We start from the raw sequence: 21,418 nt of genomic DNA, 5'->3' as shown, positions 1-21,418 counted from the left end.
TCAGGCCATCGAGGGGCTTTGTCGGCCCAGCGTGACCCATGCGCTGTCGATCGGTTTGATCTCCTGCATCTTCTGGTACGTCTCCCGGCACTCGGCCAGCAAGGAGTCGGCGAGCCAGGCTTCGATCTGCGGGCCGGCCGAGAGTTCCGGGGTCTCCCGCAGCCGGTCGATGACGGTGCTGACCAGCTGTCCGGCGACCTGCTCGAGCAGCGTGACGTTCTGCGCGAACTGCCCGTCCAGTTGGTCGTCCGGCAGCCCGGCGGCCATCCCCTCGTGCAGGTCGACGATGAAGGGCAACAGGGTGTAGGGATCGGCGAAGACCCCGTCGGCCGGCCGGTCGTCCACGGCGTGCCACTCGCGCGCGAACTGCTGCACGCGGTCGTGGATCTTCCAGGCGCGGAACAGGTTGACCATCGACTGGGGGCTGTCACCGAGCCGTGGGAACTTGCCGTGGAAGAACAGCAGGCCCGGTACCGACCAGTACATGATGGTGTCCCAGATGACCTTGGCCGTCATCACCTGCGGGTTGCCCATCAGCGGGTACTGCCGCTCGTAGGCGACCAGCCAGATCTCGCTGAGCACCAGGTAGACCTGGTTGTGCGCGACGGTCTTCTCGCGGATGTCCTCGCCGGCGCGGTCCCGTTGGACCAGATCCACGATCAGCCCGTTGCTGATCGCCATGAGGTCGCCGCCGGAGGAGTACAGCGGGTCGATCGAGACACCGGCCTCACCGGTGAGGCACCAGCGGTCCTCGGAGTACACCTGCTTGCAGCTGTAGGCGTAGTCACGCATGATCCGGAAGTCCTGGATCTCGTCGCGGTGCGCGTCGACGTCCGCCGCGACCTGCGGTTCGTGGTCGCGGAGCCATTCCAGCGCACGATCGAGCCGGTTGAATCCGTCGTGCGGATGGATCTCTGCGTCGGCGACGATGCCGATGCTGGTCGATCCCGACGCGAGCGGGATCAGCCACACCCAGTAGCCGTGGCCCATCAGGTGGTTCGTCGACAGCCGGCGGGCGCCACCGCGGCGGCCGTAGGGGCCGCGCTCGACATCGGTGCGGGCAAGCCACTCGGGGTCGCTGGACCAGGATCCGATGTCGACCGGATGGGCCACCCGGAACCAGGACGAGTTCGCATGGTGGGAGCTCGGTTTGGCGAGTCCGAGTTGTCGTTTGAGCAGGCCCGCACGCCCGGACGCGTCCACCACCCAGCGCGCTTCGATCGACCGGCGCCCGCCCTCGCCGTTCACCTCGATCAGGTGCTGCTCGTCGCCGCCGCGCAGATCGACCCGGGTGACGCGCTGGTGGTCGAGGAACCGCACTCCCTCGGCGGTGGCCCGGGTGCCCAGGTGGTTCTCGAGACGGCCGCGGTCGAGCTGGTAGGTACCCAGGGGCGCTTCCTCGATCTGCCCGAACTCCACCCGGCGCGCGATGTCGTGGTTGCCGTCATGGGGGAAGAACATGCGCAGCCCGAACTTGCGCAGCTGCTCGCTTTCCAGGTGGTCCTTCAGGCCGAGGACGTCACGCAGGTAGTGGGCCTGCATCTCGACGCTGGACTCGCCCACCTTGTGGGCGGCCTCGGCAACGGGGTGCGCCTGGCGCTCGATCACCGTGACGGCGAGGTCGGGCATGGACTGCTTCAGCTGGAGGGCCAGGGTGAGTCCGGCGATGCCGCCACCGAGGATGGCCACATCGACGGTTTCGGGTGCCTGCTCCCCGGTGGGGTTGGTCGACTCTTGCATATCGCCTACCTAGAGGTCGGGCTCTCAGACTGCGTTGGCTGCGTGCGTGGTGGGTGCCGGCTGCTCGGCGTCGGGCCGGCCGATCGTCATCCACTGGGGGCTGGTCGGGTTGCGGTGCCGTTCACGCCGGTAGGTGGCCAGCAGGTCGGCGATGATCGGGTCGCGCTGCCAGTCCTGGATGCGCGCGACGACGGCGTCGTCGTAGGTCCGCTCGGCGTAGGTGGCGATGACCGTGCTGATCAGCTGCCCGGCGAGCTGCGCGAACAGGCGGGTGTTCGCGCTGAACCGCGACTCGAACTCCGCGGCGGTGAGCTCGTCGGCCATGCCGGCGTGCAGCGTGACCATGAAGTTCAGCGGTGCGTAGAGGTCGACGAACTGCGGGCGCAGCTCGGAGTCGTCGATCGACGCCCACTCGCGGAAGAACTGCTGGACCCGGTTGCTGATCCGGGTCAGCCGCCCCAGGTCGGCGGCCACCGACGGGATGGTGGCCGCACTGCGGAACTTGTCGTTGAAGAACAGCAGACCGAAGACACCCCAGTAGAACGCGGTGTCCCAGATGACCTTCGACGACATCACCTGCGCGTTTCCCATGAGGCTGTACTGCTTCTCGTAGATCGCCAGCCAGATGTCGGCCACGCTGCGGAACAGGCCGTCGTGGATCGCGCCCAGGGCGGTGACGTCCTCCCCGGCCAGCGAGCGGGTGACCAGGTCGACCACGAGGCCGTTGCCGATCGCGATCAGGTCGAGGCCCGGCGAGTACAGGGGGTCGAGGAACACCCCGGACTCACCGGTGAGACACCACCGCTCTTCGCCCGAGAACACCTGGTCACAGGCGTAGGAGTAGTCGCGCATCACCCGGAAGTCCTGGATGCCGTCCACGTGCTCGTCGACGACGGCCGCGCACTGCGGTTCGTGTTGCCGCAGCCAGTCACGCGCCTTGTCGAGGGTGTTGAAGGAGCCGAACGCGTGCGCATCGGCGTCGGCGACGATCCCGACGCTGGTCGAGCCCGAAGCGAGCCGGATGAGCCACACCCAGTAGCCGTCGCCCATCAGGTGGTTCGTCGACATGGCGCGGTCGCCTTCGGCGATCCGCTCGGCCCATGCGGGATCGTCGGTCCAGGTACCGACGTCGATGGGGTGCGCGACCCGGAACCACGCGGCGTTCGCCGTGTGCCCGACCGGCTTGCGCAGCCTGCGGTGGTGGCGCTGGAGCAGCTGGTTGCGACCGGAGGCGTCGACCACCCACCGCGCTTCCAGGCTGCTCTCGCCGTCGGGACCGGTGACCCGGATCCGGTGCCGCACCTGGTCGGGCCGCAGCTCCACGTCGACCACCTTGCAGCCGCCGAGGAACTCGACCCCGGCTTCGGTGCAGCGCACACCGAGTTCGTTCTCCAGGCGGCCACGGTCGAGCTGGTAGGTGCCCAGCGGCGGAAACACCGAGCTGCCCAGCTCGACGCGGCGGGCGATGTCGGAGTTGTCATGGTTGCTGAAGAACATGCGCAGCCCGAACTTGCGGATCTGACGCGTCTCGAGGTGGTCCTGCAACCCGAGCACATCACGCAGGTAGTGCGCGGCGATCTCGACGGTGGACTCGCCGACCTTGTGCGTGGTCTCGGGGACCGGATGAGTGAGTCTCTCGACGACGACGACCCGAACACCGGGCAGCGTCTTTCGCAGCTGGAGCGCGAGCGTCAGGCCGGCGGCACCGCCGCCCAGAACGACCACGTCGTAGTGCCCTGGCTCGGTCGGTCCGGTCGCCATGCGTGCGCGCAGCGACTCCGCGAGCGCCGCCCGCTGATCGCCCGACAGCCTGGACAGTCGATCCCGAAACGCTGTAGTCATGGGTTCCCTCCTCGCTGCGGCACTGTCACAGCAGGCACTTTCGGAGCGCTTACGTCGCACGGAAGGGTCACGACAGCTGCCCTGAGGGCGTGTACTTGTTCGAGGCGCTGCCGGCACTCCAGCGGGGTGAGGTAGCCCGAACGTGGAGGCGACGTGGGCGGTCGAACAGGCTCATCACGGAAGGACCACATGTCGGGACAGCGGGAAGGTGCGCAGCACGGAGTTCGACGCGAGGCGGCCGGCGAAGCCGTTGGGCACCGGTTCGAGGCCCGCCTTTTCGGGCCGTTCCAGATCCGGCGCGACGGCGAACCACTCGACGATGCCGCCGGGCTGGGTCGTACCAGCGCACGCACGCTGCTGAAGTGGTTCCTGTTGAACCCGGGCGTTCGCATCGAGTCACAGGAGTTGGGTGAACTGCTGTGGCCCGACCGCAGGACGCGCAGCAATCCGAACCGGCTGCATGTGACGCTGCACTACCTGCGGTATCTGCTCGAGCCGACGCTGGCCGCCCGGCAGCCGTCGACGTTCGTGCGCTTCGACGGCAAGGGCCGGTACTGGTTCGACGGCGCCGACTGCTGGTGGACCGATGTCGCCGAGGTCGAACGGCTCTTCGCCGAGAGCAAGAGCGCCGAGGCGAACGGGGACGTCGAGACGGCGATCACGTCGTACGAGGCACTTCTGGACTACTACGACAAAACGTTTCTGCCCGAGAACCTCTTCGATGAGGCCTTCGACTCGTCTCGCACGGCGCACGACGTCGCGCGCCGCGGGACGGAGAGTCGGCTGTTGCGGCTCTACCTGGTGCGCGGCCTGACCCACAAGGCACTCCAGATCGCCTTGTCGGTCCTGGAGCGAGATCCGTATTCGGAAGAGGCGTCGACGGCCATCGCGGAGGTCAACCTGCTCCAGGGCAATGTGTTGGGGGCGCGGACGCAGCTTGCAGGCTATCTGGACACCATCCACCGCGAACTCGGGATCGGCCCGAGCCGAACCGCGCTGCAACTGTGGGAGCGCATAGAGCGGGCCGGGTGACCGGCGGCCGGTCGATCGACCGCGAGAGGTGGTCAGCCCGCCCCATGGCGTGGAGCGCACATGAGGTCGGCGCGCGTCCCTGGGACGGGCCGGGCCCCCGGCGGGATCAGGGTTCGGTGTCGAAGAGCTCGGGGACCCTGAGCGCAAGCGTCATGTCGCCTTCGACCTTCATCTTGCCCGCCATGAACGCCTTCATCGCGTCCTGCCTGCCCTCGGCGATGGCGAGCCAGATCTCGCTGGTGGTGGTGAACGTGGTGTCCGGCTCGGGGACGCCGCCGGGTATGAGGCGTCCCTGACCGTCCTTGATCTCGACAGCCCACACGCCCGGGTCGAGGTCGGTGAGCTGCCACTGGAGGGTGCGTTCGAGGCCTGCCGCCTCCTCGGCCCGGAGGCGGCCGGGTAGTTGGTCGAAGAGTTCGTCAATGGTGAGGGCCATGGGATTGCGCTCCTGATGCCTTGTCCTTCAGGTGGAGCCGGCGTCGTCGACCGCCGGCCCGTGCGCGACGACCGTAGGGAAGCAGACTTCCCTGCCCATTACCGTAGGTGTAAGTTCGCGGCCCGCAGCGACGGACCACCGGAGGAGATGCGCGTGCCGAGCAGCTGGTGGCGAAGTTCGACGAACTCCCTCGGCAGCCGCATGCCGAGATCATGCTGAACGGCATCGCAGAACGCCTCCAGCCGCCGTACGGCTCGACCGCGGTTGCCCTGCCGCAGCGACGCTTCGATGATCACCTTGGTCGCCAGCTGGTTGTAGCGCTCCAGCTGCAACATCTGGTAGGCCGTTTCGAGGAGCTCTTCTTCCGTGCCGTAGTCGATGTCGAGCTGCATCAGACGCGTGAGCGCCTGCGAGCACATCAGCACGTACTTGTGCCGGTAGCGCTCCAGCCAGGAGTTCGACTCACCGTCGAGCAGGGGGCCCTGCGAGACATATCCCGAGACACGGCGGTAGTAGAAGCGTGCACGAGCGACATCGCCGGCGATGTCGTAGGCGTGGCCGCGCCGGAACAGCAGCTCGAGGTCGGCCACGTCGGTCCACCACAGGTCTTCCAGGTCGAAGGTGTACACGCGGTGGGCATGGTGGTGGATGAACGAAGACCGCTCTCGCGGACCGAGTTCGGGCTCGAGCAGCCGCTTGAGCACATGCATGTTGACATCGAACCCTCGGATCGCCTTGTCGGGTTCGGTTTCGGGCCACAACGTATCGACGAACTGATCAGCTGAGCACGGCTTTCCAGGGTTCAGCAGGAACCACAGCAGGATGTGCAGGCCCTTCTTGCGACTCGCCTCCAACGTCACCCGATGATCGCCCCGGTACATCCGCAGATGCCCGAACAGGTAGGCCCGGTAGGGAGCTTCCCTTTCGAGCTCCCTTGGATGATCGACCTCGTTGCCGCTCAGATCCTCGACTGCGTATGCAGAAGCCATAGGCCCCCATTCCGTTGCCTCAGGTTCCCTGAAAATCGCGCTGACCAGCGGAGACGCATCGGTTCCGGCCAGAAGTTAGCGCTGTTCACAGACGATATGGCGCGTTACCTAAGTGACGGCACGTTACCCACGTGACGGCACGTTACTCAAGTTCATGCACCACACAAACACAGGAGACAAGTAGATCGTTCAAATTTGATGGGACTCACCCAACTCACCAGCGCGCAGGCACTTATGACGCGCAGTCATCAGTCATGGGCACAGCGCCGCCGCCCCCTCCTCGTGCAACCGCGGCTGCGCGAGGGAGCGGCCGTCCCGGTGGATCTTCCATCGGCGGTAAGTGCGGTGTAACCGGGCTCCCTAGGGTGCGCAGGCAAGACGAGATGCAGGCCGACCGCTCTGGGGCCTTCGTCGCCCGTGACACCGTGCCGGAGGTAGCACAGTGACTGAGCAGAAGACATCCGACGACGACACGGTTTCCGCGTTCGACGTAGTGATCATGGGCGGCGGCGCGGCCGGGCTGACCCTGGCGATGCAGCTGCACAAGGCCCGCCCGGACACCTCGATCGTGGTGGTGGAGAAGAACACCCGGGCGCCCGAGGCGGCGCACAAGGTGGGGGAATCGACCGTCGACATCGCCTCGCACTACATGCGCGACGTGCTCGAGGTGGAACCGCACATCACGAGCCGGCAGCTCGAGAAGTTCGGGCTCCGGTTCTTCTTCACCCAGGCCGACAACCGCGACATCACACGCCGCGTCGAGCTGGGTCACGCGCACCGGCCGCACGTCGGCGCCACCTACCAGCTGGACCGCGGGCGGTTCGAGAACTACCTGTCCGACGAGCTGGCCGCTCGTGGGGTGGACATGTGGGTCGGCCACCGGATCGACAAGGTCGACATCTCCGATGCCGACGGGCGGCACCATGTCGGCGTGACGGCGCCGGACGGTACGCATCGCGGCATCCGGGCGCGGTGGGTGCTCGACGCCTCGGGCCGCACCGCGCTCCTCAAGCGCAAGTTCGGGTTGGCGAAACCCAACGGTCACCAGGTGAACGCCGTGTGGTTCCGGATCGACCACCCGATCGACATCGACGAGTGGTCGAGCCTGCCCAGCTGGCACCAGCGCATCACCGACGGCCGGCGTCGCCTGTCGACCAACCACCTGGTGGGTGAGGGGTACTGGGTGTGGCTGATCCCCCTGGCCTCGAACTCGATCAGCGTCGGAATCGTCGCCGACGCCGCAATCCACCCGTTCGAGAAGATCAACCGTTTCGAGAGGGCGCTGACGTGGCTGCGGGAACACGAGCCGCAGTGCGCCGAGGCCGTCGAGACGCACCGCGACAAGCTGCTCGACTTCAAGGTCCTGCGGAACTACTCGTACGGCTGTGAGCAGGTGTACTCCGAGCAGGGCTGGTGCCTGACCGGAGAGGCGGGCATCTTCCTGGACCCGCTGTACTCGCCGGGGTTCGACGTCATCTCGCTGAGCAACGGGCTGATCACCGATCTGGTCACCCGTGCCCTCGACGGGGAGGACGTCAGCGAGCTCGCCGCCATACACAACAACGTGTTCTTCCTGGTCACCGACGGTTGGCTGCCGATCTACAAGGACCAGTACCCGATCCTGGGCAACGCCCGCGTCATGAGCGCGAAGGTCATCTGGGACACCGGGGTCTACTGGGCGGTGGCATCGCTGCTCTTCCACCACGACCAGTTCCGGCGGCTGGGCGATCGGCCGCGGCTGGTGGCGCAGATGGCACGGATATCGACGATCTCCGAGCCGGTCCAGCGGTTCTTCCGGCAGTGGTACGACGTCGAGCCGAAGGGTCATGCCGACGGTTTCGTCACCTACTACGACTACGACTTCATGACGCGCTTCCACGAGGGCATGGCCGGCGACCTGCCCGATGCCGAGCTCGACCGCCGGTTCGCCGCCAATCTCGACGAGTTGGAGCGGATCGCCGGCGAACTCGTGTCGGCGGTGATCGCGGAGTGCGATGCGGCCGACGACGAGGTGCGACGCCGGCAGGCCGATCGGTGGCGAGCCGACAAGGCGCTGATGCGGCTCGTCGACGTCTACCGGGCGCACGGCACGTCGCAGGACGCGTGGATCACCGTGGGGCCGGACGGACTGGCCAGGGGCGGCGGCCGGGACTTCTCGGTTCGTCCGCACACCGGTGACACGGCCGTGCCGGCGCAGGAACCCGAGGGCGACCGCGCAGCGGGTGCGCTGGCGGGGGGCCAGTCGCGATGACCGGCATGGTGATGCGGGCGCGCCGCGCCGCGATGGGTGTTCCCGAGAAGCAGATCCTCGCGTTCAAGGGCGGTGACTCGGCGAACTGGCGACACCTCGAGGAGGGTGTCCGAGCGGCGGTGGGCGGCTACCACGCCGTGGTCGACGGCGGCGGTCTGGCCGACATCATGGCGCGCGTCGAGCAGGTCCCCGAGCCGTTGAACGGGTACGCCCACGAAGGCGTCGCGATGGGGCTGACCGGTCTTGACTGTGTGCTGCCGACGAGATCACGGTTCCGCGAGTTCCTCGCCGGGCCCGGGGACGCCCACGCGTACATGGTGCACATCGGCGCCGGGGAGGCGCTGGCGCGGATGCGGCGACGGCCCGAACCGTTTCTGGCCCGGCTCGACGACCCGGTGCTGCGCTGGCTGGTCATGGACGGATACGGCTTCCACCAGGGATTCTTCGCCCGTGCCAAGTACGTCGATCGGCAGGTCGTCCCCGGGTTCCTCTCGCCGTACGCGCGGCGGTTCTTCGATCAGGGCGTCGGCCGCAGCATCTGGTTCTCCTCGGGTGCCGACATCGACCGCATCGCTGCCCATATCGCCGCGTTCGCGCCTGACCGGCACGCCGATCTCTGGTTGGGCGTCGGCATCGCCTGCTCTTACGTCGGCGGGGTCTCGCGGCAGGAGATCGAGTGCCTGCGGGAGGTCTGCGCTCCGCACCTGACGCGCGTGGCGACCGGGGCGGCGTTCGCGGCCCGGGGCCGCCACCGTGCCGGCAACCCCCAGCCCGACACCGACCTGGCGTGCGAGGTGCTGTGCGGCACCGACAGCCTGGGCGCCTCGAAGATCGTCGAGGAAGCGTTCGCCAGCCTGCCCACCCGCATGGACCGGCCCGGCTACGAGCTGCTGCAAACCCACCTGTTCGAGGCCTTCAGCGCTTCGAGTCCGTCCACCTAGAAAGGGAGCCAATGGTCGACCTAGCACCCGCATCATCTGCCGGCGCGGGCGAGGGCAAGATGCGCACGTTCATCGGCAACGTCATGCGGAAGGGGTTCGGCGTACCGTCGGCGTCGCTGAAGCCGTTGGCCGGCGACGACGCCTCGAGCGCACGGCTCAAGCAGGTCGTGTTCACCGTCACCGAATGCGCCCAGACCACCATCCTGGACTCCCGCTTCGAGACCCTGGTGCCCAGACTCGAGGCCTACGACAAGGAGCTGGCCGGTTTCGCCTACGAGGGCACCGGTATCGGCCTGGCCGCCCTGGACACCCTGATGCCGACGAAGCGGCGCACCCGGGCCTTCGCCAAGGGCCCGGGGCGCCCGTACGTCTACGGCATCTACCTCGGCGCCGGCATGGGTTTGGCCAGGATGCGGTTGAACCCGGAGCGGTTCCGCAGGCGCCTGGACGATCCGCTGTTCGGGTGGGTGATCATGGACGGTTACGGCTTCCACGAAGGGTTCTTCAGGCACAGGAGCTCCGTGGTCGAACAGCGTGTGTCGGGGCGTCTGCACGGCTACGGACGGCGGGTGTTCGACCACGGGATGGGGCGCAGCATCTGGTTCACCTCGGGCGCCGACGTCGAGCGCGTCGGAGCGCAGATCGCGAGCTTCCCCGAGTCACGACAGGCCGACCTGTGGCAGGGAGTGGGGTTGGCCTGCGGCTACACCGGCGGCGTCGAGCGTCCGATCGTCGAGCGCCTGAAGGACGTCGCGGGCGAGCGCCGGGCGCATCTCGCGGTCGGCGCGGCCATGTCGGCCAGCATCCGGCACGGCGTCGGCAACCTCGCCGAACACAGCGACTTCGCGAGCGAGGTGCTGTGCGGGATGCCGTCGGCAGAGGCGGCCGAGGTGGTCGACTCGCTCCAGGAGGGTCTGTCGAGCGACCCGGACGTGCCGGCGTACGCCCTGTGGCGGCAGCGCATTCTCCGACGGTTCGAATGACCTCGGACCGATCCGGCCACCGCCGGCGGGCGGGGCGGCGCCGGCAGGTCCGTGCGCCGAGGCCGTGTCCCCTCGCCGTGCCGCCACCCGGTGCCCTGCGTCTCGCCGAACCAGCGTGAGGAGCCGAACGTTGATCACCCTGAGCACGTTCCTCAAGCCGGTGCTGCGGCTGTCCGCCGACGAGTTCCCCAAGATCGCGGCTCGGCAGTTCGGTGTCCACGACGACATCGATCGCGTGTGGCAGGACTTCGCACCGGTCGCGCACACCCTCGTCGACAGCTTCTGGACGACCGTCGACCATCCCCGGTTCGCCACGCTGGTCCCGATGCTGGACGCCAGCGACGACGACGTGCGCGGGGTCGCCTACGAAGGTGCCGGCATGGGGCTGTCGTTGCTGGACTGCCTGCTGCCCCACAAGAAGCGGCTTGCCGGGTTCCTCGCCGGTCCCGGACGCGACTACAAGCCGCTGCTGTACATCGGTGCCGGTCTCGCACTGCCGCGGATGCCGGTGGACCCGCTACGGGTCATGGCGCGCCACGACGATGACGAGCGGTGGCTCATCCTCGACGGATACGGCTTCTACCACGGCTTCTTCACCCCCGAGAAGAGCCTGCACCAGCAGGTCAGGCCACGCCGTATCACCGGCTATGCCGCACGGATGTTCGATCGCGGGCTGGGACGCAGCCTCTGGTTCACCACCGCCGCGAACACGCAGCGGATCGCCGCAACGATCGAACCGTTTCCGGCGGCGCGCCGTGGCGACCTGTGGAGCGGCGTCGGCCTGGCCTGCGCATACGCCGCGGGCGTGCTCGACGAACCGGCCATGCGCAGTCTCGTGACCGCGGCCGGTCCGGACGTCGACCAGTTCGCCGTCGGGGTCGCCGTCGCCGCGGAGTTTCGGCATCTGACGGGGCACCCAGCGGCCTACACCGATCTGGCCTGCACCCTCTCGTGGGGGGCCGACAGCGCGGCGGTGGCACGGATCGCCACCGCCGAACGAAAGCGCACGGCGCCACCGGATACGACCACCCCACGCTACGAGGCGTGGCGACAAGGAGTGCGAACGGCCTGGAGCGCACGCCGACCACACCCGACCACAGCAGCGAGGACCGATCGATGACCGCACTGGGCAGCCTCCGTCGCCGGCTTGCCGGTATCCCCGAACCACGCAAGGTGTTCAGCGGACCCGGGTTCGCTCCCGAGGCCTGGGAGCGCTTCGCCCCGGTGGCCGAATCACTGGCGCTGGGCTACAACGCCACGTTGGAGAACAGCTCCGTGCCCGTGCTGGCCGACCGGCTGAAGGCGGTCGACCCCGCGTTCCGCGGGTTCGCCTACGAAGGCGCGGGCATGGGTATGGGCGCGTTGGACCTGATGACGCCCTGGAAGGAACGGCTCGGCGCCTTCATCGACGGTCCCGGCGGCCCGCACATCTACACCGCCTACGTCGGTGTCGGTCTCGCGCTGGCCCGGTTGCGGCGCCGGCCCGAGTCGTACCTGGGCAGGCTGGATCCGCTGCTCGGCTGGGCGATCGTGGACGGGTACGGCTTCCACGAGGGCTTCTTCAAACACCGCCGCTACATCGCCGGGAAGGCACGTCCGACCCGCCTGTCGAGCGAGTGCAGGCCCCTGTTCGACCAGGGCCTGGGCCGCGCGATCTGGTTCTCGACCGGCGCCGTGGTCGACCGGGCCGCCGACATCGTCGCCGGCTTCCAGCCCGACCGGCACGGCGACCTGTGGAACGGCGTCGGCATGGCCTGCGCCTACGGCGGCGGCACCGACCGCGCGGGTCTCGACCGGATGTGCGAAGTGGCCGGCGCGTATCAGGACCGGCTGGCCTGGGGCGCGGCCACCGCCGCCTGGACGCGGGAGTTGGCGGGCAACGAGGCCGCGCACACCGATCTGGCCTGCGAGGTGTTCGGCGGCATCTCCAGTGGCGACGCCGCGCGCGTGCTCAGGGAAGGGCGGCGTGAGGTCGCCGGTTCGACGTCGTCGACGCCGATCCAGGCGTGGCGCGATCATTTCGCGGCGAAGACCGCCACTGCGTGACGGGCCGCGGTGGCTGCTCGGTGCCGGCGCCGAGGCTGAACGACGCGACGGCCCGTTCGGCGACCGCACCCTGACGAAAGAGGTGGGCGCCGCTCCCGACCCGAGTCCGAACCGCGTCACCCCTGGCCGCCGCGCCCACCCTCTTCGGCACATCGTGCCGGCACTCCTGCGCATGCGGCCGCACCGTGCGAGGCGACCCGATCATGTCTCCGGCCGGCCCGGCGCCTCGCCTCTGCACGACCTCTTCGGCGCCGCGACCACGCACGCCCGCTCCAGCGGCAACTACCTGGTGCCGGGCGACACGACGTAGGATCGAAAAGGCGCCAAGTCGGCCCTTCGACCCGTGGTCGCGATGACTGGCCGCCATAAACTGGCAGGAGCACCGTAATCCGGCCGTGGCTGTTGCGCACAGCCCCGCGGTCGCGGACGAATCCGGTTGGACACATCGGCGGACTGGCCCGGGGAGGCTTTATGGCGCAACGGTCACCAGCGATGAGCCGCCGCGAACGACGGCGCCTGGAGACCTACGACGAGATAGTCGAGGTGTCCCGGGCGCTGCTGCGACAAGGCGACACCCTGTCATTGCGTGCGGTGGCCACCCGGATGGGAATGACGGCACCGGCCCTGTACCGGTACATCGACAGCGTCGACCAGTTGCACGCCCTGGTCGCACGCGACATCTGTACCGGTGTGGTCGCCACCATGGAGAAGGCCCGCGACCGCTATCCGTGCGACGACCCCGCGGCCAGGCTCGCCGCGTCGGCCACGGTGTTGCGCTGCTGGGCGCTGGCCAACCGGAGCGAATTCCAGATGGCGTTCGCCAACCCGAGGCTCGCCGACGCCTCCTGCCTTCGTCGCAAGGTGTTGGGGTTGTTACACGGGGTGGACGACGACGTCCCCACGAATCCGTTCGCCGCCTCCGGGGTGGACGACGACGACCCTCCGAATCCGTTCGCCACGTACTTCGCGCGGCTGTTCATCGAGTTGCATTCCCGCGGCCTGATCGCCGTGCCGACACCCGGCGACCTGGACCCGGGTCTGCACGCGCTGATCCAGCAGAGCGCCAGCAAGAGCGACGACCCGTTCGTCGCTGCGCTCGGCGCGGACGGATTGGGCACGCTCTGGCTGTTCAAACTGGCCTGGGCCAGGCTGTGCGGGGTCCTGATGGTCGAGGTCATCGGCCAGGTCGAAGCAGAACTCATCAGCTCCGACGCGGTCTTCAACACGCTGATGCGCGAAACGTTCGCCAGCCTCGGCCTGGTCGACAGCTGGGACCGGCTCGTCGGGGTGAGCCGCGACACCGCGCTCCGCGCCGGCACCCCGCGCGCCGCAAGCTACTGATCTGCGGCCCACCAGGGCATCGCCGCCCGACGCATCACGAACGGCGGCACGCGGCTACGGCCGCTGGGGCGCACAGCGCGAACCACAAGCCCGAGCACGGCGCACCACGTCACGGCCGACCGGGTGCCGGCGCCGGCACCGCTCGAGAAGCACGGTCGCCGCCACCGACCCGCCCTCCGTGCCGGCGCGGCCGTTTCGTCCGCCGGACCCCGTCGGAGAGCAGTTCACCCACTTGCGCCTCGAGTAAGCGCAGCGTAACTCGCCTCGGCCAGCATCCATGGACACCGGCCGAAAGGGCTGCGGCACACAGCAATCGGCAAAGCCACCCGGTCTGGCCGCCCTCAACGACGACTCGGCGCGCGCAACGCCCGGCGACGACCGTGCGACTGGGGGTCTGCGGAGGTGGATGTGGATCCGAGCACGCGGCACCCCGATCACGGTGACGCCGGGAAAGGACCTCGGCCGGCCGAACCGCAACGCAAACAGGACTTCGAGCGCCGTGGCACCGGGCGGGCGCCGTCAGGTGATCCGTTGTGTCGCTGCATCGTTGCCGTGCCGCCGGCCGGCCTGGCAGGCGACCCGCAGCAGCACTCGGTGTGAAGGTCCGCAGAGATACCGCCCCCGCGTCACCAGGCTCCCCCACACGCACCTCGACCAGGAGTTGATCTTGGCCACGCGAGCAGCGTCCCTCATACCCCGGCCCGTGATGTTCTCCACCGGCGTCATCCTGACGTGTGCCGGCGTCATCGAGCACCTGCGGATGTTCGTCGACTGCGCACCCATGAATTTCGACATGTCCATGATGCCGATGTCGCCGACGATGTGGGTGGCCATGGTCGCCATCGTCGTCGGCGTGGTGATCTCCGCCGTCGCGGTGATGCCGGCGCGGGGCGCAGGTCCGAGGGCCTCGCCCGCCCCGGCACCGAGCACCACGGCGAGCCGCCACCGCCTCATCGCCATCCTGACCTTCGCCCTGCTCGTGGACCAGATGAAGCCCGCCACCCTGGCGTTCATCACCCCCGGAATGCGTGTCGAGTACCAGCTCAGCGCCGCCGAAATCTCCTGGATGCCCACGTGCGCCCTGACGGGCACCGTGATCGGCTCACTCGTGTGGGGACGCGCGGCGGACCGCATCGGCCGCAGGGCCACCATCCTCATCGCGTCGCTGCTCTTCCTCGGTACGACGGTGTGCGGCGCCATGCCGAGCTTCGGCGGCAACCTCATCATGTGCTTCCTGATGGGCATGGCGGCCGGAGGCATGCTGCCCGTCGTCTACGCCCTGATGACCGAGAGCCTGCCACCCGGCCGACGTGCGGCGATCATGGTGCTCCAGGCCGGCCTCACCACCACCGGCGGCTACATGGCCGCCTCCGGTCTTGCCGTGCTCCTCATCCCGCTGGCCGGCTGGCGCGTGTTGTGGTTCGCCCAGCTCCCGCTGGTCCTGGCCCTGATCGCGTTGAACCGGTGGATTCCGGAATCGGCCGCCTTCACCGCCCGGAAGGCGCAGGCCGAACACGTCCCGGCGGCCGCCCTGTTCAAGCGCCCGCAGACGGCCAAGACGCTGGTCGTCAGCGCCTACGCGCTGGCCTGGGGCCTCGTCTACTGGGGCTTCATCACGTTCCTGCCCAGCCAGCTCGAGTCCTCCGGCGTACACGGCATGCCTGCTGCCACGCTGCTGTTCATCTCGTCGTTGCTGTCCATCCCCACCTGCGCGGTGGCCGCATGGCTCTACATGCGCTGGTCGGCCCGGGGCACCATGGTCGTCTATGCGGCCCTCACCGTTGCGGCCCTCCTCGTTCTGGCCGCCATCGGAATGGACGGCGACCGAGCCGTCCTCCTGACGACCGTGATGCTGCTGTTCGCCGGTACCGCCGGTGTCATCGCGCTGATCGGCCCCTACACAGCCGAGATCTACCCCCTGGCCATCCGGGGCACCGCCGGCGGATGGGCGGCTGCGGTCGGGAAATCCGGCGGCGCCTTCGGACCGCCGCTGATCGCCCTGATCCTCTCGGTACCGGGAGGCATGCGCACCGCTGCGCTGTTCGTCGCACTCCCCATGGCCCTGGCGGGGATCGCCGTGGCCGCCCGCGGAAGCAACCCGCACGCCGCACACCAGCCCCTCGGGGATGCGGCTCCGCTGGACGCCGAACTCGACGATCTGGTGCGCAGCGAGTCCGTTCCCGCCCAGGCCACACCGACAACACGCACGCCGGGCAAGGGAGGCGGGACGACATGACCGGCGACGTCGCCGGCGTCGGACTCCGCGGGCCGGAAGATAAACCGTCGCCGACAGGAAACCCCGACGAGACAGATCGTTCTCCCTTGTTCTTCGCTAACCTGGGCGCATGAGCCAGAGCACCAAAGGAAGAGGGACGTCGGAAGCGCGATCGCGGCTGCTCAGCACGGCGACCAAGATCTTCTACGCGGAGGGGATCCACTCCGTCGGCATCGACCGGATCATCGCGGAGGCACAGGTCACCCGCGCCACGCTGTACCGCCACTTCGCGGGCAAGGAAGACCTCGTCCTCGCGTACCTCGACCAGGCCGACCGGGAGCTCCGGGCGCAGGCCGAGACCGCCCAGGCAGGCGAGGAGTCGGCAGCCGACAAGATCCGGGCCATCTGCCGGACCATCACCGCGGGTATCCGGTCCCCGGGGTTTCGGGGATGCGCCTTCCTCAACGCGGCGGCGGAATACCCCGACCGGGACCACCCGGTCCACCGAGCCGTCCTGGCCCATCGACAGTGGTTCCTGGAGACCATGACGGGGCTGCTGGCCCAGACCGGTGACGCGCCCGCCGAAGCCGCCGGCCGGCATCTCGTCATGCTCCGGGACGGCGCCATGGCCTCGGGTTGCCTGTCCGACCCCGAGCTGGTCTCCGAGACCTTCCTGCAAGGCATCGAAGGAATCCTCCGGGCCCGCGCCGCCTGACGCGGGCGGGCCGTCATGTCCGCGCCGCGCGCACCGCGGGGTGCCGTCATGGACCAGCACCCCGGCCGGCCGCCCGGTGGCGCGGTGAGCTGCGTGCCGCGTCCTGGTCCATGAAGCAGTGCCGTGCCCGGGGAAGTGCTCGGTGTTATCCGGTCGGCTCGCCGGAACGGCACACGGAAGGCGTCGCCACCCCGAGCGCCTGGCGGTGGAGCGTGTCCAACCGTTCGAGCACCGTCCCCGACGCACTTGCCAGGGCGAGCTGCGCCGTGCAGGCCAGGGGCTTGTCCCGCACGTGCTCCGTGTCCTTGAGCTCCTGGAGCAGGGCCGTGGTGAGCTGGTCGAGGTGCTGGCGAATCCGACCGAGGTCGGGGCGGGTCGTGGGGGCTTCCTCGGGGTGAGCGGTCCAGCGGGTGAACAGTCCCCGCTGCACGACCTTGCTCGCGGTGATCTGGTCACGGAAGAACGCCGCCGCCGCGTCCGGGTTCACTCCGACGGCTTCGGCCTGCTCGCGGACCTGCTCCAGCACCTGGGCCTCGCGCACGGGATCCTCGATGGGCGAGTCGGTGCCGAACTTGGCCGCCGCCACGTCGTCGCCCACGCGGATGCGTTCGATGACAAGACCCGTCAGAGGGCCGAGCCTGCCCAGTGGCCTGGTCGTCTCGACCGTGCTGGTGACGGATTCGGCATGCCCATGGCCATCTGCGGCCACGGCGTGAGGGGCAGTCAGTACGGTTGCGGCTCCCAACAATCCGGTGATCGCTGCGCAGCGAGCCATCCTGTTTGGCAGGTTCAATTGTCTACCTCGGTTTTCGGTATACGCAGGAAGCGGTCTGCCTGCGTCAGCGTGCCGTTCGCCGGGTTCGGCAGGGTAGCGGGATCGCGCGGAAGACGTGGTCCGGATCGAAGCGGCGTTTCGCTGCGAGCAGCCGCTCGGTGCGCGGACCGGGGGCTCGTGCCTCTGCATCGCCTCGTCCGGCCCGAGCAGTCGGGGTGGCCGCCCGGCAGCGCACCGGGCTCGAGAGCGCTGGTCAGCTTACCGGTGTGGGGCGCGGTTGCCGAACTCCGGCTCCGTCAGGGGCACTCGTCCGGCCCGGTGGTGACCGCCCGTCCCGCAGGGCCGGCCCGCCTCGGGTGTCCGCTGCGGTCAGGCCGCGCGGACGCAGAAGGGGTGGCCGGCGGGGCTGGCGTACACGCGGTTGCCCTGGTGGGTGGGAGCGACCTCGTCGGTCGGCCGCAGGCGTCGGCCGCCCGCGTCGAGGATGCGCTTGTCCGCCTCGGCGGCATCGTCCGTCGCGAGGTCGAAGTGCATCTGCTGGGAGACACCGTCGGGCCACTGCGGCGGCTCGTGCCGCGGTACGAGCTGGATCACCAGCACCGGAAAGTCATCGACCCGCAGGAAGTGGTGCGTGTCCGTCCTCGCGAGCGATCCGCCGAGCAGGCGGTTCCAGAAGGAGCTCTCGCCTTCCAGGTCTGCGGTGTCCACGACCAGTGACATCAGGCTGAGGTTCACGTGCTCTCCCTTGGTCTTGTTTCTCGTCGCCTCTTCTTCGAGGCGGGCCGGCTCAGCCCGGTCCCGCGTCGACGGCAGGAGGCACATGACGCGCACGCCGCGCACGCCGGTAAAGTGAACCGGACTCCGGAAACCCTACACGTAAACGGAACCAGACTCACCTTGGAGGACCGTTGCCCTCGTCCCGCCCGATGCGCTCCGACGCCCGCCGCAACCGCGAAGCGCTCCTCGCGGCAGCGCGCGAGGCGTTCCTGGCCGGTGACACCGACGCGCACGTAGAGGAGATCGCCCGACGCGCCCGGGTAGCGGTCGGCACGCTCTACCGTCACTTCGAGACGCGGGAAGCGCTGGTCGCCGAGGTCTACCGCCAGGAGGTCGCCGAGCTCTGCGACGCCCCGGCACGGCTCCTCGCTCAACACCCCGCAGACGAAGCACTGCACGCCTTCCTGCTCCTGCTCGTGGAGCACTCCGCCACGGGAAAGGGCATGGGTGAAGCGCTGGAGAGCATCATGGCGACGGACTCACCGGTCTTCGACGAGTCACGCGAGGACATGGCGCACGCCCTCGACCAGCTAGTGGCCGCGGGCGTCGAGGCCGGCAGCATCCGCGGCGACGTCAGCGGCCGCATCGTCCTACGCGCCCTCGGTGGCATCTGCGGGATGCGGGCCAAGGGCTGGCAGGACGACGCCAAGCGCATCGTGTCGCTGCTGTACGACGGCCTGCGCTACGGCGCGGCGAGCCAGGGCTAGGGCCTCTCGTCTGGATCCTGCTGGGCTCGCGGGCCCTGGCACGCGCATCTTCCGCGTTGTCGTCACTCTCCCCCAAGCTCTCCACTTCGTTCGAGCAGGGAGGGACCGCCATAGCTCCGCGTCGACTCCCTCTTCCTCCCCGTGCCCCTCGGAGCGCGGCCGTGCTCCGCAGCGGCGCCTTGACCGGTGTGCGGGCCCGGTCGGAGCACTCACCGCCGGTCAGTTCCCGCACGACGACGGCACCCAGCGCGCCGTGCACCACCCGGTCGGCGACGCGCTCCCCGACCGGGTGGTGCACGGCGCGCTGGCGTCGCAGGCAGGGGCGTCCCTTCAGCTCTCCCTGGCGGCGCGGCCAAGCCGCAGGGCGGAGATGAGGAAGAAGACGCCGCCCGGGACGGCGTAGCCGATCGCGCTGGTGAGCGTGGGCTCGTCCGCGCTGGCCGACACGACGAACGACGCCCCGGCCAGGACCGATATGGCGCCGCTGAGGATCATCGCCCACTGGCCGCCCATCGTGCGGCGCGGAACCGCGACGATCAGCTGGACCAGCCCGGACACGATCGCCCAGGCTCCCCACACGCGCAGCACCGCCGGAATGCCGGACGCGCAGGCGACGGCCACGCCGACGGCCGCGACCAGACTGACCGCCATGTTCACGTAGAGCAGCACCGGCGATCCCGCGGTGCGCGACGATCTCGCGTCGACGACGGCCGCCCCCACGTCGAACAGCGGATACAGCACGAGCAGCACGATCCCGACGGGACTGAGCTTCGCCGCCATCGTGAACATCACGAGGGCCCAGACGATGGCGAACGCGAACCGGACGAAGTACAGCCGGCGCAGGGTGGAGGCGGTGCCGGTGATGCCGGACGGAGCAGCGATGGTGCTCACAGTGATCCCTTTCGGTGAATACGCGGCGGAGAAAGCGGTGAGGCCTGTCCTGCGGTCGGAGGGCGTCCCGGGTTGCCGGAGGCCCCCACCGCAAGGGAGAACGTTCTGTATCGCAAGATTGGCAAGGCGGCTCCGACTTGTCAAGACAGAACGTTCTACCTCTACCGGAGGGCTTCGGGAGTCGCCGCACATCAGGAGGCCCGCCCGGGCATCCGGCCATCGCCATCCAGCGCCCGCCGAGAATGACATCCGCGCAGATCAGAGGGCCTGTTCGGCGCCGAGGCAGGACGAGCGGATCATGCCCCTGGGGCTCGATCTCGCGCGATGCGGGCGAAGTTCACTCCCCGGCTCCCGATCACGCCACCGAACAGCTGGGTGCGCAGGCCCCCGGCGAGCGGTCGGGACGATCATGGGCCGGGTGCTCGCCCGGGCGCGACGGGACCGGATGCTCGCCCGCGCACGAGGGAAAAGAGTGATCCGCCGGCCCGGTGCGGGCGATGGCGGTCGGCGACGGGCCCGTCCCGGTAGCGCGACCACCCATGGCGCCGCGGCGCTCGCGGCAGGCAAGTGCACGCCACGGCACGCCACTTGACCCTCTCGAAACCGCCCCCACCAGCATGGATGAGGCATTCGGCAGGGGCGGTACCACAGGGCAGAGCATTGACACGGGAGCGCCACGCTGACAGCATCATCGAAAATCCTGACGTGGAAACGTTTCCACGCAGCAGTCATGGAAACGTTTCCACGGAGGCGGGAATGGCGACGATCAAAGATGTCGCTAAGCTGGCGGGGGTGTCCCTGGGGACGGCTTCGCGGGTGCTGAGCGGCGACAGCCGAACCTCCACCGATGCACGCCTCAAGGTGACTGCGGCCGCAGCGGAGCTGAACTACATCGCCCACGGCCCGGCCCGGTCGCTCCGTCGGGCACGCACGGATGTCGTCGGACTGCTGGTGTCCGACATTCGCAACCCCTTCTTCTCCGACCTCGCGCACGCCGCCGAGAGGGAGGCGCGCCGGCACGGATACGCGGTACTGCTGGCGAACGCCAACGAGGATCCGGAGCAGGAGAGTTCCTCCCTGCGCACGTTCGCCGCACAGCGCATCGACGGACTGCTCATCGCTCCCCAGGGACAGGACCAGGCCCAGTTCGCGGCGCTGGTCTCGGCGGGCGTGCCGCTGGTGTTCGTGGACCGGACGGTGCCGGGGGTGGATGTCCCGGTCGTGGCCTCGGACAACGCGGGTGGAATCCGCCAGGCGGCCGCCTGGCTCGCCGGCCGGGGCCGGCAGGTGATCGCGTTCGTGGGAGGTCCGCGGGAGGTCTCCACCGCGGCCGAGCGACTCGGGGCGTTCCTGGACCTGCGCGACGAGTTCGGGTTCTCGGTCGACGAACGGCTCGTCTGCGAGGGCGACTTCCGGATGGAGAGCGGCGGAGAGATCGCGCGGCGCGTCTTCGCCTCCGGCATCCGGCCGGACGCCTTCCTGGTGGCGGACGGCCTGATGACCCTCGGGGTGGTCCAAGAGCTTCACCGGCTCGCCGGGCGTGGTCGCGACGTCGACGTGGTCGCGTTCGACGACGCGCCCTGGTTCGGCCTGGTCTCCCCTCCCGTCTCCGCCGTGGCCAACGACGCGGCGGAGATCGGCCGCCGCGGCATGCGGACACTCCTCTCCGTCATCGCCGGGGAATCGCCCGCGCCCAGCAGGATCCCGACGCAATTCATCGAAAGGCCCGGCAGTTGA

The 21,418-nt window shown here is 69.1% G+C and carries 19 protein-coding genes; 12 read left to right on the top strand and 7 right to left on the bottom strand.

Features of this window, described 5'->3' with window-relative positions:
• Both NQO67_RS02040 and NQO67_RS02035 read right to left on the bottom strand, forming a co-directional pair.
• On the bottom strand, nt 1–1,740 hold the full coding sequence (locus NQO67_RS02040) for an NAD(P)/FAD-dependent oxidoreductase (RefSeq protein WP_255945689.1): 1,740 nt from the start codon (nt 1,738–1,740) through the stop codon (nt 1–3).
• Nucleotides 1,741–1,764: 24 nt separating this feature from the next.
• Entirely contained in the window at nt 1,765–3,582 is a 1,818-nt protein-coding gene (locus NQO67_RS02035; protein ID WP_255945687.1) for an NAD(P)/FAD-dependent oxidoreductase, read from the bottom strand.
• A gap of 189 nt (nt 3,583–3,771) precedes the next feature.
• Here NQO67_RS02035 and NQO67_RS02030 point away from each other — a divergent pair, with 189 nt between their 5' ends.
• The gene (locus tag NQO67_RS02030) at nt 3,772–4,614 is read left to right on the top strand and encodes an AfsR/SARP family transcriptional regulator (protein WP_255945685.1); all 843 of its coding nucleotides are present in this window, start codon (nt 3,772–3,774) and stop codon (nt 4,612–4,614) included.
• A 106-nt stretch (nt 4,615–4,720) separates the two neighbouring features.
• Here NQO67_RS02030 and NQO67_RS02025 read toward each other — a convergent pair whose 3' ends face one another.
• Both NQO67_RS02025 and NQO67_RS02020 read right to left on the bottom strand, forming a co-directional pair.
• Nucleotides 4,721–5,050 (bottom strand): SCP2 sterol-binding domain-containing protein, encoded by a 330-nt coding sequence (locus tag NQO67_RS02025; RefSeq protein WP_255945683.1) that lies wholly within the window; start codon nt 5,048–5,050, stop codon nt 4,721–4,723.
• A gap of 98 nt (nt 5,051–5,148) precedes the next feature.
• A complete protein-coding gene (locus NQO67_RS02020) occupies nt 5,149–6,039 on the bottom strand; it encodes an AfsR/SARP family transcriptional regulator (protein WP_255945681.1) in 891 nt (296 codons plus the stop codon).
• Between the two features lie 442 nt (nt 6,040–6,481).
• Here NQO67_RS02020 and NQO67_RS02015 point away from each other — a divergent pair, with 442 nt between their 5' ends.
• The 9 genes from NQO67_RS02015 to NQO67_RS01975 all read left to right on the top strand — a co-directional run bounded on the left by NQO67_RS02015 (nt 6,482) and on the right by NQO67_RS01975 (nt 16,531).
• Nucleotides 6,482–8,290 carry an NAD(P)/FAD-dependent oxidoreductase gene (locus NQO67_RS02015; protein ID WP_255945679.1) on the top strand — a complete coding sequence of 603 codons (1,809 nt, stop codon included), beginning with the start codon at nt 6,482–6,484 and terminating at the stop codon, nt 8,288–8,290.
• Nucleotides 8,287–9,231 carry a DUF1702 family protein gene (locus NQO67_RS02010; protein WP_255945677.1) on the top strand — a complete coding sequence of 315 codons (945 nt, stop codon included), beginning with the start codon at nt 8,287–8,289 and terminating at the stop codon, nt 9,229–9,231. The genes NQO67_RS02015 and NQO67_RS02010 overlap by 4 nt, the downstream gene beginning before the upstream one ends.
• An 11-nt stretch (nt 9,232–9,242) precedes the next feature.
• Entirely contained in the window at nt 9,243–10,214 is a 972-nt protein-coding gene (locus NQO67_RS02005) for a DUF1702 family protein (RefSeq protein WP_255945675.1), read from the top strand.
• Nucleotides 10,215–10,344: 130 nt separating this feature from the next.
• Complete coding sequence (locus NQO67_RS02000; RefSeq protein ID WP_255945673.1) at nt 10,345–11,334, top strand: DUF1702 family protein; 990 nt, start codon at nt 10,345–10,347, stop codon at nt 11,332–11,334.
• A complete protein-coding gene (locus NQO67_RS01995) occupies nt 11,331–12,260 on the top strand; it encodes a DUF1702 family protein (protein WP_255945671.1) in 930 nt (309 codons plus the stop codon). Before NQO67_RS02000 ends, NQO67_RS01995 begins: the two co-directional genes overlap by 4 nt.
• 172 nt (nt 12,261–12,432) lie before the next feature.
• On the top strand, nt 12,433–12,570 hold the full coding sequence (locus NQO67_RS01990) for a hypothetical protein (protein ID WP_255945669.1): 138 nt from the start codon (nt 12,433–12,435) through the stop codon (nt 12,568–12,570).
• Between the two features lie 182 nt (nt 12,571–12,752).
• Nucleotides 12,753–13,601 (top strand): TetR/AcrR family transcriptional regulator, encoded by an 849-nt coding sequence (locus NQO67_RS01985; RefSeq protein WP_255945667.1) that lies wholly within the window; start codon nt 12,753–12,755, stop codon nt 13,599–13,601.
• 667 nt (nt 13,602–14,268) lie between these two features.
• Complete coding sequence (locus NQO67_RS01980) at nt 14,269–15,837, top strand: MFS transporter (RefSeq protein ID WP_255945665.1); 1,569 nt, start codon at nt 14,269–14,271, stop codon at nt 15,835–15,837.
• 109 nt (nt 15,838–15,946) lie between these two features.
• Nucleotides 15,947–16,531 (top strand): TetR/AcrR family transcriptional regulator, encoded by a 585-nt coding sequence (locus NQO67_RS01975; RefSeq protein ID WP_255945663.1) that lies wholly within the window; start codon nt 15,947–15,949, stop codon nt 16,529–16,531.
• A gap of 145 nt (nt 16,532–16,676) precedes the next feature.
• Here NQO67_RS01975 and NQO67_RS01970 read toward each other — a convergent pair whose 3' ends face one another.
• Both NQO67_RS01970 and NQO67_RS01965 read right to left on the bottom strand, forming a co-directional pair.
• A complete protein-coding gene (locus NQO67_RS01970) occupies nt 16,677–17,240 on the bottom strand; it encodes a chorismate mutase (protein WP_255945661.1) in 564 nt (187 codons plus the stop codon).
• Between the two features lie 435 nt (nt 17,241–17,675).
• Nucleotides 17,676–18,041 (bottom strand): VOC family protein, encoded by a 366-nt coding sequence (locus NQO67_RS01965; RefSeq protein WP_255945659.1) that lies wholly within the window; start codon nt 18,039–18,041, stop codon nt 17,676–17,678.
• 173 nt (nt 18,042–18,214) lie between these two features.
• Here NQO67_RS01965 and NQO67_RS01960 point away from each other — a divergent pair, with 173 nt between their 5' ends.
• Nucleotides 18,215–18,790 carry a TetR/AcrR family transcriptional regulator gene (locus NQO67_RS01960; protein ID WP_255945657.1) on the top strand — a complete coding sequence of 192 codons (576 nt, stop codon included), beginning with the start codon at nt 18,215–18,217 and terminating at the stop codon, nt 18,788–18,790.
• A gap of 330 nt (nt 18,791–19,120) precedes the next feature.
• Here NQO67_RS01960 and NQO67_RS01955 read toward each other — a convergent pair whose 3' ends face one another.
• Nucleotides 19,121–19,681, bottom strand: a complete 561-nt coding sequence (locus NQO67_RS01955) for a DUF308 domain-containing protein (protein WP_255945655.1) — start codon at nt 19,679–19,681, stop codon at nt 19,121–19,123.
• Nucleotides 19,682–20,437: 756 nt separating this feature from the next.
• Here NQO67_RS01955 and NQO67_RS01950 point away from each other — a divergent pair.
• Complete coding sequence (locus NQO67_RS01950) at nt 20,438–21,418, top strand: LacI family DNA-binding transcriptional regulator (protein WP_255945654.1); 981 nt, start codon at nt 20,438–20,440, stop codon at nt 21,416–21,418.

The organism is Streptomyces odontomachi (assembly GCF_024435355.1).
GTDB lineage: Bacteria > Actinomycetota > Actinomycetes > Streptomycetales > Streptomycetaceae > Streptomyces > Streptomyces odontomachi.
The sequence above is the reverse complement of the archived record's forward strand: the minus strand, read 5'-3'. Positions and strand labels throughout refer to the sequence as shown.

Bases quoted from the DNA above. Each gene is read 5' to 3' on its own strand.
- NQO67_RS02040 (WP_255945689.1), bottom strand. From the start codon at position 1,740: ATGCAAGAGTCGACCAACCCCACCGGGGAGCAGGCACCCGAAACCGTC.
- NQO67_RS02035 (WP_255945687.1), bottom strand. From the start codon at position 3,582: ATGACTACAGCGTTTCGGGATCGACTGTCCAGGCTGTCGGGCGATCAG.
- NQO67_RS02030 (WP_255945685.1), top strand. From the start codon at position 3,772: ATGTCGGGACAGCGGGAAGGTGCGCAGCACGGAGTTCGACGCGAGGCG.
- NQO67_RS02025 (WP_255945683.1), bottom strand. From the start codon at position 5,050: ATGGCCCTCACCATTGACGAACTCTTCGACCAACTACCCGGCCGCCTC.
- NQO67_RS02020 (WP_255945681.1), bottom strand. From the start codon at position 6,039: ATGGCTTCTGCATACGCAGTCGAGGATCTGAGCGGCAACGAGGTCGAT.
- NQO67_RS02010 (WP_255945677.1), top strand. From the start codon at position 8,287: ATGACCGGCATGGTGATGCGGGCGCGCCGCGCCGCGATGGGTGTTCCC.
- NQO67_RS02005 (WP_255945675.1), top strand. From the start codon at position 9,243: ATGGTCGACCTAGCACCCGCATCATCTGCCGGCGCGGGCGAGGGCAAG.
- NQO67_RS01995 (WP_255945671.1), top strand. From the start codon at position 11,331: ATGACCGCACTGGGCAGCCTCCGTCGCCGGCTTGCCGGTATCCCCGAA.
- NQO67_RS01990 (WP_255945669.1), top strand. From the start codon at position 12,433: ATGCGGCCGCACCGTGCGAGGCGACCCGATCATGTCTCCGGCCGGCCC.
- NQO67_RS01985 (WP_255945667.1), top strand. From the start codon at position 12,753: ATGAGCCGCCGCGAACGACGGCGCCTGGAGACCTACGACGAGATAGTC.
- NQO67_RS01975 (WP_255945663.1), top strand. From the start codon at position 15,947: ATGAGCCAGAGCACCAAAGGAAGAGGGACGTCGGAAGCGCGATCGCGG.
- NQO67_RS01950 (WP_255945654.1), top strand. From the start codon at position 20,438: ATGGCGACGATCAAAGATGTCGCTAAGCTGGCGGGGGTGTCCCTGGGG.